Genomic DNA, 13,331 nt, shown 5'->3' with positions numbered 1-13,331 from the left:
ATGGGAATTATGACGTGGTTAGAAGACTTCACAAAAGCAACGGACGTTAACCAAGCATTAAGAAACAAACAGGCACTTGATGCTACAACCTGTTGCATCATGATGGCCGATGCTGACAGAAATATTATCTATGCTAATCAGTCTGTAAAGTTGCTGCTTAAAGAAAACGAGAAGAAACTTCAGGCTGTACTCCCCAGTTTTTCTGCTGACAACTTGGAAGGTCAAAACATCGACCAGTTTCATCGTAATCCTTCGCATCAGCGCAATATCCTTGCTGAATTGAAATCAACAATGACCTCTACGATTAGCATTGGCGACTTAAACTTCAAACTCACCCTTACGCCGTTTTTCGACCAAGAGAATAACAATATAGGCACCATGGTTGAATGGGTTGATCAGTCAGAATTACTCATTAAAAGCACGATGCTAAACGTATTGAATAATGCCCAGGCTGTTATCGAATTTAACGCCGATGGTGTTATCCAAAATGCGAACGACAATTTTCTTAATGCGCTTGGCTACAGCCTCAATGAAATTGTTGGCAACCATCACAAAATGTTTTGTGACGCACAATACATTCGCTCAGAAGAGTACGCCCAATTTTGGCGCGACCTCAAAGAGGGCAAGTCACAAAACGGCGAGTTTTGTCGATTCGACAAAATGGGGAAAGAGATTTGGATCCAAGCCACCTACAACCCGGTTTTCGATGGCGAAGGTAAAGTTATTCGCGTTGTGAAATTCGCCACCGACATCACTGCATCTAAGTTACGCAATGCCTATTTCGAAGGACAAATAGACGCAATAAACAAAGCGCAGGCCGTTATTGAATTTGACCTAGAGGGCAAAATTTTAAACGCCAACGAGAATTTCACAAACACGGTTGGCTACAGCCTAGATGAAATAAAAGGCAAGCATCACAGTATGTTTGTGGAAGATGAGTATAAGCGCAGTGTTGAGTACAGTCAGTTTTGGGAACAGTTGCGCCAAGGCGTGCAGTTCACTGACGAATTTAAGCGCGTGGGCAAAGGTGGGAAAGAAGTTTGGATCCAAGCGTCTTATAACCCTATTTTGGATCAAAACGGTAGACCTCACCGTGTGGTGAAATATGCCATTGATATTACTGGTAGAAAACAGGCCATTAGCGATATCAAAACCGCCATGAATGAATTGGTTCAGGGTAATTTAGATTGCCGCATTGAGCATGAGTTCGAGGGTGAATTCAAAGAGCTTGGCACGTCAATAAACCGCTTTATCGACGATATGCGTCGCATTATCGGTTCTATCAGTGATGTGATGACCCGCTTATCTGGCGGTGATTTAACGGCGGAGCTTGATGAACAGTTCGAGGGAGAGTTCCAAGTACTAGGCGATGCTATCAATCAATTCGTTAGTGAAATGTCTGGCACTATCGGTTCAATTTACCAAGCAGTAGAGACAATCAATACGGCCTCGTCTGAAATTGCCACGGGGAATTCAGACCTATCAAGTCGTACCGAACAGCAGGCGTCTAGTCTTGAAGAAACGGCGTCGAGCATGGAAGAGCTTACCGGTACCGTCAAGCTCAACGCTGAAAATGCGGAACAAGCCAATAGCTTAGCGTCTCAGAGCTGTGAAATCGCGTCGCGGGGCGGTGAGCTAATCCGTCAGGTTGTGGACACCATGTCGTCTATCAACGAGTCTGCGCAGGAAATTTCAGACATTATCGGCGTAATCGACGGTATCGCATTCCAAACTAATATTCTGGCATTAAACGCTGCCGTAGAAGCTGCGCGAGCAGGTGAGCAGGGCCGTGGCTTTGCGGTGGTTGCGTCTGAGGTACGAAGCCTGGCACAGCGATCTGCCGAAGCAGCAAAAGAAATCAAAGAGCTTATATCAGACTCGGTAAGCAAGATTGATGGCGGTAACAAACTCGTCAATCAGTCAGGCGACACCATGGAAGAAGTGGTGACTTCCATTAAGCGAGTTAACGACATTATGTCGGAGATTGCAGCGGCGAGTTCTGAGCAAGCTTCTGGAATTGAAGAGGTAAGTAAAGCCGTTGTGCAAATGGATGAAATGACGCAACAAAATGCAGCGCTGGTGGAAGAGGCTGCGGCTGCCGCAGAAAGTTTGCAGCAGCAAGCGGGAAGTTTATCTGAACGCGTATCAGCATTTAACATTGGTGATAAAGCGACGGTCAGTGAAGAAAAACCAATAAAAGCTACTTCAGTAAACAAGAATAAACACGTTGCACCGGTTACAGCAATTAAAACGCAAAAGAAACTGGCTCCAAAAGTACCAAGCAGTGACGATTGGGAGTCGTTCTAAAAAAGCGAAGGCGAATTCTTGAAAAGGAATTCGCCTTTTTATTACACGGCATTTAGTTTGACGTTTTTAGAACAGAGCGTCGCAAATCAGGTGGATGGAATAATGGGCGTATTTAATATATTTCATAATGAAGAGTTAGTAGCGGCACAAAGTCTTTCACGCTTTCAAGAGCAAGCGCTAAGCGAAAGTACCGCATGTTTGATGTTGGTCGATGCCGAGGGAACGATCACTTTCGCCAATAAAGCATTTTATGCTTTAGCCAACGAGCATCAAACGCAGTTCGAGCGTGCTTTACCAGGCGTTAATTTTCAAGGCCTGACGGGCTCAACTATGGCCGCGTTTTTCGCCAATAATAGCGACCTGAATTTGCGTTACAAAAGCTGTGATAGCAGCGATACCTTTTTACTGCCTGTGGGCGACTTACTCTTTACCCTTAAGTTGTCTACGATTAAAAGTGTTGAAGGCGACAAGCTCGGCACCATGGTGGAATGGCTTAATGATCAGGAGCTGCAATATAAAACCGGTTTATTGGCAGGGTTAGATCGTTGCCAAGCCGTTATTTCCTTTACGCCGGAAGGAATAGTAGAAGACGCCAATGAGAACTTTTTGAAAGTTACAGGCTATTCGAAAGAAGACATTGTTGGTAAGCATCATCGCCTTTTTGTATTACCAGACTACGGCGTGTCTGAAGAATATAAATCATTCTGGGAGTCGCTGAGAAACGGTGAGCACAGCAGCGGTGAATATTGCCGCGTAGCGAAAAACGGCGACAAAGTATGGATTCAAGCCTCTTACAATCCTATCTATGACAAGCTCGGGAATATTGTTCGGGTAGTAAAATTTGCTACCGATGTAACGGAGCAAAAACGCAAAAATGCCGACTACGAAGGCCAAATTAATGCCATCGACAAGTCCCTTGCTGTGATTGAGTTCGACCTTGAAGGCGTTATTCAAAACGCCAACGCAAACTTCTGCATAACAACGGGATATGAGCTGAACGAAATCAAAGGTCAGCATCATAGTATGTTCGTTGAACCCAACTACAAAATGAGCCCTGAGTATTCGGCTTTCTGGCGTGACTTAAAGAAAGGTGAGTTTAAGTCAGGCGAATTCAAACGGGTAAAAAAAGATGGCAGTGAGCTTTGGATCCAAGCGTCCTATAACCCTATTTTTGACGAGTTCGGCCAGCCAATAAAAGTGGTGAAATATGCCTCTGATGTGACTGAACAAAAGCTGCAAAATGCGTTTAATACTGGGCAGATAGATGCGATAAGTAAATCGCAAGCCGTCATCGAGTTCGACCCCAACGGCAATATTGTGACCGCAAACGATAATTTTTTGGCTACGGTTGGGTATGCACTAGATGAGATTCAGGGAAAACATCACCGCATCTTCGTCACCAAGCAAGAGCGTGAATCTGAAGAATATCGTACGTTTTGGAAAAAGTTAGCCGAAGGGCAATTTTACTCGGGTGAATTTCATCGTGTTGCCAAAGATGGTTCTGATGTATGGATTCAAGCAACGTACAACCCCATATTAGATATAAGTGGAAATGTGGTTAAAGTTGTGAAGTATGCCAGCAACATTACCGAGCAGAAGGTAAAAAATGCGTATTTTGAAGGCCAATTAGCGGCCATTGGTAAGTCTCAAGCGGTCATAGAATTCAATATGGACGGCATTATTCAGCACGCCAATGAAAACTTTTTAAATACGGTTGGCTACACCTTAGAAGAGATTAAAGGCAAGCACCACAGTATGTTTGTCGACCCAGCATACCGAGCAAGCCCAGAATACGCGGCGTTTTGGGATGCGCTACGCAGCGGTACTTTTTCTTCAGGTGAATATCGTCGATTGGGTAAAAACGGCAAAGAGATATTTATTCAGGCCACGTACAATCCCATCTTAGACCACAACGGTAAGCCTTTCCGTGTAGTTAAGTTTGCTACCGATATTACGGGTAGAACCCAAGCTGTTGATGAAATTAAACACGTAATGACCAAGCTGACAGAGGGCGACTTAACGGTCAACATTGAACATGCTTTAGACGGTGACTTTGCTGTGTTGGGCGAGGCCATTAATCAGTTCATCAACGAAATGCGCGGTACCATCACAAGTATTAACGAAGCAGTAGAAACCATAAATGTGGCGTCGGGTGAGATTGCAACGGGCAATGCCGACTTATCAAGCCGCACCGAGCAGCAGGCATCCAGCCTGGAAGAAACTGCATCGAGTATGGAAGAGCTAACGGGAACCGTAAAACTCAACGCAGAGAATGCCGAGCAAGCGAATGGCTTAGCCGCACAGGCGAGTCAAATTGCTTCAGAAGGGGGGCAGGTTATAGGTGAAGTGGTGAAAACCATGACACAAATCAACGACTCGGCACAAGAGATCTCTGACATTATTGGCGTCATAGACGGCATTGCTTTTCAAACCAATATTCTTGCACTAAACGCCGCCGTTGAAGCTGCTCGCGCGGGCGAACAGGGTCGAGGCTTTGCGGTAGTTGCTTCAGAGGTAAGAAACTTGGCTCAGCGCTCAGCCGAAGCTGCTAAAGACATCAAAGAACTGATTTCCGACTCTGTAACTAAAATAGCCAGCGGCAACGAGCTGGTTGTGAAGTCGGGCGACACCATGGCTGAAGTCGTAACTTCAATTAAGCGCGTAAACGACATTATGTCTGAAATTGCCGCTGCGTCTGCCGAACAAGCTGCGGGCATTGAAGAGGTGAGTAAAGCGGTCATTCAAATGGATGAAATGACCCAACAAAATGCAGCACTGGTAGAAGAGGCAGCCGCCGCCGCGGACAGCTTGAAGCAGCAGTCGTTGCAACTTAGTGAACGGGTATCGGTATTTGAGGTTGGGAAAGGCTTGTCAATGGAGCAAAAGCACATAGCTGCGCTCTCTCACACCGACTTCAAGCAGCCGCGCGTAGCCTCAGTGACTAACAACGCGCCTCAAGCGCACGCACTGAAGCCCGCATTGCCTGATGAAGCCGAGTGGGAGTCGTTCTAATGACAACGGTTCTTTCATCGCGCGATAGTACCCGGGAGTTCGCCTTTGAAAAGGCGGACTTCCACAAAGTGCAAAACATGCTTTTCAAAAAAGCAGGTATAAAGTTGTCAGACGCTAAAGAAGCGATGGTATACAGCAGATTGGCTCGGCGTATCAGAGCCCTTCAGCTCACAAGCTTTAACGATTATCTAGGCGTAGTTGATAAGTCTGAACCTGAGCTAGAGCAGTTTATCAATGCATTGACGACCAATCTTACGTCGTTTTTTCGCGAGCCACACCACTTCACTGCACTGGCCGAGCACTTAAAACAACATCCAGAAGCAACCACTATCTGGTGTGCTGCCAGCTCAACCGGAGAAGAGCCTTACTCTATAGCCATGGTCGTCGCAGAGGTGTTTGGAAGCTTCAAAACGCCAGTGAAAATCATTGCATCAGACATAGACAGTAAGGTACTGCAAAAAGCCAAAGCGGGTATTTATCCTTTAGCATCTATCGCGAAAATACCCGTCCAAAGACAAAAGCAATTTTTCCATAAAGGTAAAGGTGTAAACGAGGGAAAAGTGAAAGTAGTGGATGAGCTAAGACATATGGTGCAGTTCAAAAAACTCAATCTTACCGATGCAAAGTGGGATGTAAAAGGTCCACTCGATATCATTTTTTGTCGAAATGTAATGATTTACTTCGATAAGCCCACGCAATTAAAAGTGTTACAAAAAATGGTGGGTATGTTAAAGCCTGCAGGACTTTATATGGCAGGGCATTCTGAAAACTTCAATATGTGTACTAATCTTGTGAGACCGGTAGGTAAAACTATATATCGCCCGGTTCATTAGGAGCACGTGTGGAATCTTGTAATTTCGAAGTACCTATTAGCTATTACGACAAACGTTTTTCCATCGACGCAGTAAAGCTATTACCTGGACAATACTTCGTAACAACACAAGATAAAATGCTGGTAACGGTATTGGGCTCGTGTGTGGCGGCATGCTTATACGACCCTGAAACGGGCATAGGCGGCATGAATCACTTTATGTTGCCTACAGTAAACAAAACTGCCAGCGAATTCGACCAGACCCAAGGTATGGCTGCCAAATACGGCGTGCATGCCATGGAAATTCTTATCAACGATTTAGTGAAAGCCGGAGCCAATAAAGCCCGAATAAAAGCAAAAGTGTTTGGTGGTGGAAAAGTGGTGCCGTCCTTCGTGCAGCACGATGTTGGGAAGTTCAACGCAGAGTTCGTAACAGACTTTTTAAGCACGGAAGGCATACCGATATTGGCCAGTGACTTATGTGATGTTTACGCGCGCAAGGTTTACTTTTTTCCAAGCAACGGCAATGTCTTTATGAAGCGAATTCACGAGCTTAATAACGCCACTATTATTGAAAGAGAAAGTCAGCATCGGTGGGAGCTGTCAAGACGTGCACCTACCGGTAGCGTAGATATCTTCGAGGACTAACAATGACGATAAAAGTTTTGGTGGTAGATGACTCGGCACTGATCCGGCAAATTCTAAGTGAAATTATAAAAAGTGAGCCAGACATGGCATTAGTGGGTGCTGCTCCCGATGCTTTCGTGGCAAAAAAGCTGGTTCTAGAAAAGACGCCAGATGTTATTACGCTTGATATAGAAATGCCTAAAGTGGACGGATTACGCTTTCTAGAAGTGCTGATGAATGCGAGGCCGACGCCCGTAGTCATGATTTCTACGCTAACCGAAAAAGGCGCTGATGCTACGCTGAGGTCCTTGGAGTTAGGAGCTATCGACTTTGTTGCAAAGCCCAAAATAGGTGTGGCGCAAGGCATGGCAGACTATCACCAGTTAATTGTTGAGAAAATACGTACGGCTGCGCGCTCTAAAGTAAAAAAATCAGCGCCTTCGAAAGTGTCCACTGTGAGCAAAGTCAATTATTCGGGCACTGAGAAAATCATTGCAATTGGTGCCTCGACCGGTGGGACAGAAGCCATAAAAGAGGTGTTACGCACCTTTCCGGCGAACGCTCCTGCCACCGTGATCACACAACACATGCCAGCAGGGTTTACTTCGACTTACGCTAAACGACTAGATGCCGTGTGCCAAATGCAGGTCAAAGAAGCGAAAGGCGGAGAACGTTTACTACCAGGCCAAGCCTACCTTGCACCTGGCGATAAACACATGGAAATTGAAAGAAGCGGGGCTGATTACCGGATTAGATTGACCGATGGCGCGCGCGTATCGGGTCACAAGCCCTCGGTGGATGTGTTATTTAATTCTATCTGTAAAAGTGCTGGTAGCAATGCGTTAGGCGTTTTACTTACCGGCATGGGTAGCGACGGCGCAAGCGGCCTTCACGAAATGTTTAACGCGGGCTGCGAAACATTTTGTCAGGACGAAGCTAGTTGTATAGTTTTTGGTATGCCCAAAGTAGCCATAGAAAAGGGCGCCGCTAAGCGCGTAATAAGCCTAGATGATATGGGCAGAAGTGTTATGCAAACCGTAGAAAAGCTCTCGGCAGGTAGTCGCTTGTAAGTATAGTGAGTAAATACTTACAGAATGCAATTTCTGTCCTAAAACCTGTAAAAGGATTGTTATAACTTTTCTTGTTCCAGAAAAGCTAAGGTGTTTTAATAGCAACGCTTAATAGTGAGTAATGCTGCTGCAGAATGCTGTTGCTGTAGCCGATACTATGGATAGGCTCACTATTTAGTGCGTAAAAATATAAAAATCGATACGTAAGTGGAATGGTAAGGTAAATCATTGTCGACATAATAATATAAAAGACAATGGCTTATGTGCGTTAGCAAGAACAAGGTAGGCAAAGTTTTATTACTGCGTATGTTTTGTAGTACCTAACTAGAATAAAAGGCCTGCTATATTCCTTACAGATTTGAGAGCAAATATATGCTCATTCTTACGGTATGACACTAACCCGGGATTATAACGAGTAGTTGGGGACTCTTATGAAACAGCAAACGCTTATAGCAGTATCAGCTTTAATGTTTTCTTCTTCTGTTTTGGCTAATGGCGGCTTTGAACCGAATAAGAAAGCATGCGTGAACGTCGGAAAAGAAATCACTCGCGTAAGCACTGAAATGGACGCAGCTAAGTCAGGTATTCAGAAGTCATGGCTTAAGCGTCAATTAAGCGCACTAGAAACGAAACGCAATTCTTGCAGCACACAAGGTTTTAAGCCAAACCAGCCCGAGCTAGCAAAAGTTTAATTGTTTTGTATTTCGATTTGAAAAAAGTCTTACTTCGGTAAGACTTTTTTGTTTGCGCCTAACTATTTTGCAACTACGCTAGATTTATAGCGGTCAGGCACAGTGAGGTCGTTGTGCTCTCACACAGAACACGTTACGAACTTATCATTTCGATAAGCGCAGTAAGCGAAGCAATGCTGTGATCGGGAGCAAGACCTAACGGGTACATCATTTTCCCCGAGCGTTCTACGAATGCGGTTTGCATACCTGTCGCCTTGGCACCACTTACATCCCAACCATGAGCCGCCACCATCATGGCATCTTCGTTCTTTACGTTAGCCTGTTGACAGGCCCAGTGATAAACCGCAGCATGTGGTTTATAGGTACGTACACTTTCCACACTTAATACATGGGAAAAATAGGGCTTAATATTGGCAAACTCAAGCTGTGCGTCTAGTCCGGCTTTAGATGAGTTTGAAAGCGCGACCAAGGTTACACCAGCACTTTGAAGTGCCTTTAATGTAGGAACAACATCGTCGTGCGCTGGCAATCGGGTAATATGCTGTTTGATGATATCTTTTGCGGTAGCCTCATCAACAAATATATCCTTACTGTGAGCTACCATGGTAAGCGCTGCGGCTCCAATATCAATGAAATCGTGAAACTGTCCAGACGCAACATCCACTAAACTGTGATGCAATAAGTTAGCAAACCATAAGTCTACCAGTGTTTCATCGCCGTTTAGCACCGACGCTAAGCCTGTTTTTATGGCCTGCATGTCTAGTAGTGTTTCATTAATATCGAAGAAAATAACCTTTGGCGTCACGATTCACCTTCCTATAGTTGATGATAGTAAACGGTACGTTTCGTTTTTAGCTTGTTCGTTGCTTATACCACTGTAAAACAGAATTGGTTTTGCTAAAGCACATTACGACCAATGTCGATGAATTAACGCTGACAGGATATAAGAAGAATCTAACAAGAAAGGGGTGCAAGAAAAGGCAGCAATAGCCTCATAAACCTTGAACGAAATATATTGAGAGAAACGAACAACAAAAAGCCGGCACTAAGGCCGGCTTTATTTTTAGGTGTTGCGCTTTTTGTTCTTAGAAGAACAAGTAAGAAACGCTAAGCTTCATGCTACGAGGCATAATGTAGCGGCCGTTTGGTGAATCTGGATTACGCGGGTCACCCTCGGTAATACCTTGTTCGTCGGTCAGGTTATCAACAGAGAACTGAAGACGAAGTGATTCAGTTGGCTCTAGAGTTAGACCTACATCAATCTTCTCGTATCCCTCTAGTACAACTGTGTTTTCGTTGTTACCAAAGCGATCATCAACCGCTGATAATGTACCGTATACCGTGGCATACATATCGCCGATATCGAAGCCGTAGCTTGGTGTTACACGTACTTGCCAACCAGGCTGACGCTGAGATTCATTGCCTTCGTTATTGGCGCTGGCAGTAATTTCAGTTTCCTGAATAGTTCCGTTCACGCTCAACGAGAAGCCTGAATCGTGGCTATAGCGACCGTCAAGTTCTATACCGTAAGCTTCGTTGGTAAGAATTTCAGCCGGTGCGCCCGGACGGCGTACAAACGTATCGCCTTTTACTTCGTTTGCGAATGCAGTTGCAAAGAACTGGATGCTGTCATTCATGAACTTATAACCAAGCTCGCCTTGAGTAACTTCTTGAATCAAGTCGTTACCGCCAGTGAAGGCACCCCAGTTGTCTCTGAAGTCGTCGAAGTAAGGCATTTTATAGCCTCGGTTCATACGAACGAATACACCGCTGGTGTCATTAAGCGCGTAGTTTGCGCCCACTGTCCACGACGTTTTAGTTTCGTCGTACTCAAGCGCTTTAGTTATCTTGCCGTCAAGATCTTCATCTACCGAATAGTTCACTTCGTGATTTTCACGGCGTAGCCCTAAGTCGATGCTCAGGTCTGTGGTTGCGTACCACGTACCCGTTGCATAAAGTGCGAACGTGCTTGCATCACCTACAGAGCTGATGTCGTAGTTCCAATCGCAGCCTTGTGCGTCAGTGTTACATTCGATCCCGTCTAACAATTCGCCGCCTGGCTGCAACACGTGGTAAGCCGTGTTACCAATGCTCCACCAGTCATTAGCTTTGGTTGATGCACTGTAAATACCAAATGATGTATCGAAGTCTTCCCAGCTTTTCGACACAGCAAGGTCGTTAGTGAAAGCTTCAATATCTTTAAGTACTACCCAACGACCGATTTGCTGAATAGGCGTATCACCGTCATACACTGTGCCAGTTACTGCACCAGTGGCTGATTCGCCATTGTCGGCAACATTTGCAACGGTAGTTGCAGAACCATTCGGTACAAGACCAAAAGTATTGGCTTCACCTTTGGTAAGGTTAAAGCGGTCAACTAGCTGCCAGTCGTTGCCTAAGTCAAGCTTAATGCTACCGCCACTTACGTGTCCGTCCCATCCACGACCTTCGCCAAAGTCGAATGACTCAGTGGTATCGTTAGGGCCATACGTAATGGTGCCTTGGCGATTCAATGGACCAATTTGCGTATAGTTTGCGTCGATGCCTTCAACGTTTAAAGGTGTAGGTAAGTACCAAGTACCGCGATCGTCAGTTTGACGGGTATAAAGGTTAAGCTCGCCTTTTTCGAAAACTTTAGTGATGTTTACGGTGAACTGGTTACCCTGCTCAGAGTTAAAGCCGGCATCACGAATACCTTCTGAGCTCTTAATGTAGCCACCTACCATGTAGTACAAGTCGTCATCTAGTGCGCCGCTTGCAACCACGTCAATGCGGTTTAGGCCGTAGTCAGAGATAGTGTACTTCGCTGACGCTTCTGTCGACTCGCCACCACTTTTGAGGCGGAAGTTTGTTGTAAGGCCTGGTTGACCGTTGCTTACTACTGGGTTTGGACCACCGCGTAAACCTTCAACCATTTCAATGGTATCGTCTATGCGAAACAGCTGAGAGTTCTCAAGGAAAGATAGCGTAGGTGCAGGGTAGATAGGAGAGTTCTCAAGCGCAATCGTTAAGAACGGCGCATCGCCACCACCTGGAAAACCACGCACAAATACGTTCGCGCCTGACTCACCGCCTGAGCTTTCAACCCAAACACCTGGAATAGCCTTAAACAAATCAGCCGTAGACTTAGGTGCCAATTTTTCAATGTCGCTAGCGTCGATGTTGGTTACCGCGAAGCTTGCGTCAATCTTTCTAATCCCTGCGCCGCCTGGCGTACCGCTGACAACAATGATCTCTGCGTTGTCTTTCGCTTGTTGTTTTACGTCTTCTTGTGCCATGGCAGGCTGCGTTAGTGCTACCGCTACTGCACTCGCCAGCATTCCTTTTGTAAACAACGTTTTCATGGTGTGTGCTCCCGAAAATGTTCTATTGCGTTGTTAACTGAATGCGTTAAACAGGTTTAAAAATTGTTATACGCATCACGATTGCGAAACAAAATAGATCTGTTTGCAAACGATTGCAAGAATAAAATGCAATCGTTTGCAAATTTTTTGTTTATTGTTGTTAACATGGTTTTACGCCAAGACGATTCGCGCTATATTGTGAATTCGGCTGTAGAGTCGACGATTTATCCGGTTTAGGTAGCGGTTTTAGGCTTTTATTTTGTAGTGCTATCACGGGTAACCCGGTATACCGAAAATTATTAGAGAATGGTCACATTGGTTTCTGAAACAAAACTCACCTTAGCGAAGCTGGCTGATATTGCTGGTGTATCAACATCGACAGCATCACGGGCACTGAAAGACAACCCGCTTATTAAGCAGGAAACCCGAAGCAGAATTCAGGCACTAGCTAAAGAGCATAATTTTAGTATTAACGCGGCCGCTAGCCGCTTAAGAACGCAGAAAACTCACGTGATAGCGGTGATTTTAAATCTAATTGACAACACCGAACAAAGCACCACAGACCCATTCCTGCTTAAGCTGGTGGGAGAGCTAAATCAGGCGCTAAATGCCAAAGGCTACGAGCTACTGCTGTCTAACTCATTTATGGCATCTGACGATTGGGCGAACTACTTTATTCGCAGCCAGCGTGCCGACGGTATTATTGTCATTGGGCAAGGCAAATCTACGGCCAAAATCGACCGAGCAGCACAGTCGGGCATTCCCATTGTAGTGTGGGGCGATGCAAAAACAGACGCGCCATATCCCATTATCGGCGGCGACAACTATCTGGGTGGCTATACGGCAACCCAGCATTTGCTGAGCCACGGCGCCAAACGCATTTTGTTTCTTGGAGACTCTGAACACGCGGAAATGCAGGAACGTCACAAAGGATATTCGCAAGCCCACCGCGATGCGAATGTGCCAATAGACACGCAGTGCACCTGCGCCATCGATATTACGTCGAAAGCAGCATACCAATACATTAACGAGCGTATAAAGGCGAATGGGTTAGATTTCGACGGGATCGTTTGTGTAAGTGATATGGTGGCATTAGGCGCGTTAAAAGCGTTAAAAGAGCGCTATGTAGGTATTCCAAGCGACGTAGGCATTGTGGGTTACGACGATATTTCTTTAGCTGAACTTATGCACCCGTCGTTAACAACGGTGCGTCAGAATACTCAGCAAGCCGCAATAGAGATGGTTACGCAGCTATTAAACCAGTTTGAAAACAAACCTACAGAAAGCCAGGTAGTGGAAACAACCTTAATTGCCCGTCGCTCTACGCAGCACAGCGACTAATATTTCGCTTTTTTATCAGCTTTTTAACGCATAAACGCTATTATTTAACGGTAACAGGGTGTCGATATTAAGCTCTAACGAAAAAATAATAGTGTTTTGCAAACGTTTGCATTTTTATTTTCTTACG

At 45.3% G+C, this 13,331-nt stretch carries 9 protein-coding genes; 7 read left to right on the top strand and 2 right to left on the bottom strand.

All coding sequences use genetic code 11. The features are described from left to right. The 6 genes from F0261_RS00135 to F0261_RS00110 all read left to right on the top strand — a co-directional run bounded on the left by F0261_RS00135 (window position 1) and on the right by F0261_RS00110 (window position 8,519). A complete protein-coding gene (locus F0261_RS00135; RefSeq protein WP_171336912.1) occupies window positions 1–2,307 on the top strand; it encodes a methyl-accepting chemotaxis protein in 2,307 nt (768 codons plus the stop codon). Window positions 2,308–2,409: 102 nt separating this feature from the next. Beyond that, complete coding sequence (locus F0261_RS20055) at window positions 2,410–5,319, top strand: methyl-accepting chemotaxis protein (protein WP_171337024.1); 2,910 nt, start codon at window positions 2,410–2,412, stop codon at window positions 5,317–5,319. Continuing rightward, a complete protein-coding gene (locus F0261_RS00125) occupies window positions 5,319–6,152 on the top strand; it encodes a CheR family methyltransferase (RefSeq protein WP_171336911.1) in 834 nt (277 codons plus the stop codon). Before F0261_RS20055 ends, F0261_RS00125 begins: the two co-directional genes overlap by 1 nt. 8 nt (window positions 6,153–6,160) lie before the next feature. Next, window positions 6,161–6,778, top strand: a complete 618-nt coding sequence (cheD, locus tag F0261_RS00120) for a chemoreceptor glutamine deamidase CheD (RefSeq protein ID WP_014978061.1) — start codon at window positions 6,161–6,163, stop codon at window positions 6,776–6,778. 2 nt (window positions 6,779–6,780) lie between these two features. After that, the gene (locus F0261_RS00115; protein WP_171336910.1) at window positions 6,781–7,827 is read left to right on the top strand and encodes a chemotaxis response regulator protein-glutamate methylesterase; all 1,047 of its coding nucleotides are present in this window, start codon (window positions 6,781–6,783) and stop codon (window positions 7,825–7,827) included. A 431-nt stretch (window positions 7,828–8,258) separates the two neighbouring features. Next, a complete protein-coding gene (locus F0261_RS00110; RefSeq protein ID WP_014947949.1) occupies window positions 8,259–8,519 on the top strand; it encodes a hypothetical protein in 261 nt (86 codons plus the stop codon). Window positions 8,520–8,652: 133 nt separating this feature from the next. Here F0261_RS00110 and F0261_RS00105 read toward each other — a convergent pair whose 3' ends face one another. Next, on the bottom strand, window positions 8,653–9,324 hold the full coding sequence (locus F0261_RS00105) for a haloacid dehalogenase type II (RefSeq protein WP_061439178.1): 672 nt from the start codon (window positions 9,322–9,324) through the stop codon (window positions 8,653–8,655). 280 nt (window positions 9,325–9,604) lie between these two features. Further along, a complete protein-coding gene (locus F0261_RS00100; protein ID WP_171336909.1) occupies window positions 9,605–11,863 on the bottom strand; it encodes a TonB-dependent receptor in 2,259 nt (752 codons plus the stop codon). Window positions 11,864–12,169: 306 nt separating this feature from the next. On the opposite strand from F0261_RS00100, the gene F0261_RS00095 reads away from it, so the two are divergent. Further along, complete coding sequence (locus tag F0261_RS00095) at window positions 12,170–13,204, top strand: LacI family DNA-binding transcriptional regulator (protein WP_014947952.1); 1,035 nt, start codon at window positions 12,170–12,172, stop codon at window positions 13,202–13,204. The last annotated feature ends 127 nt before the right edge of the window (window positions 13,205–13,331 follow it).

It is taken from the genome of Alteromonas sp. 07-89-2, assembly GCF_013113925.1.
Lineage (GTDB): Bacteria > Pseudomonadota > Gammaproteobacteria > Enterobacterales > Alteromonadaceae > Alteromonas > Alteromonas macleodii.
The sequence above is the reverse complement of the archived record's forward strand: the minus strand, read 5'-3'. Positions and strand labels throughout refer to the sequence as shown.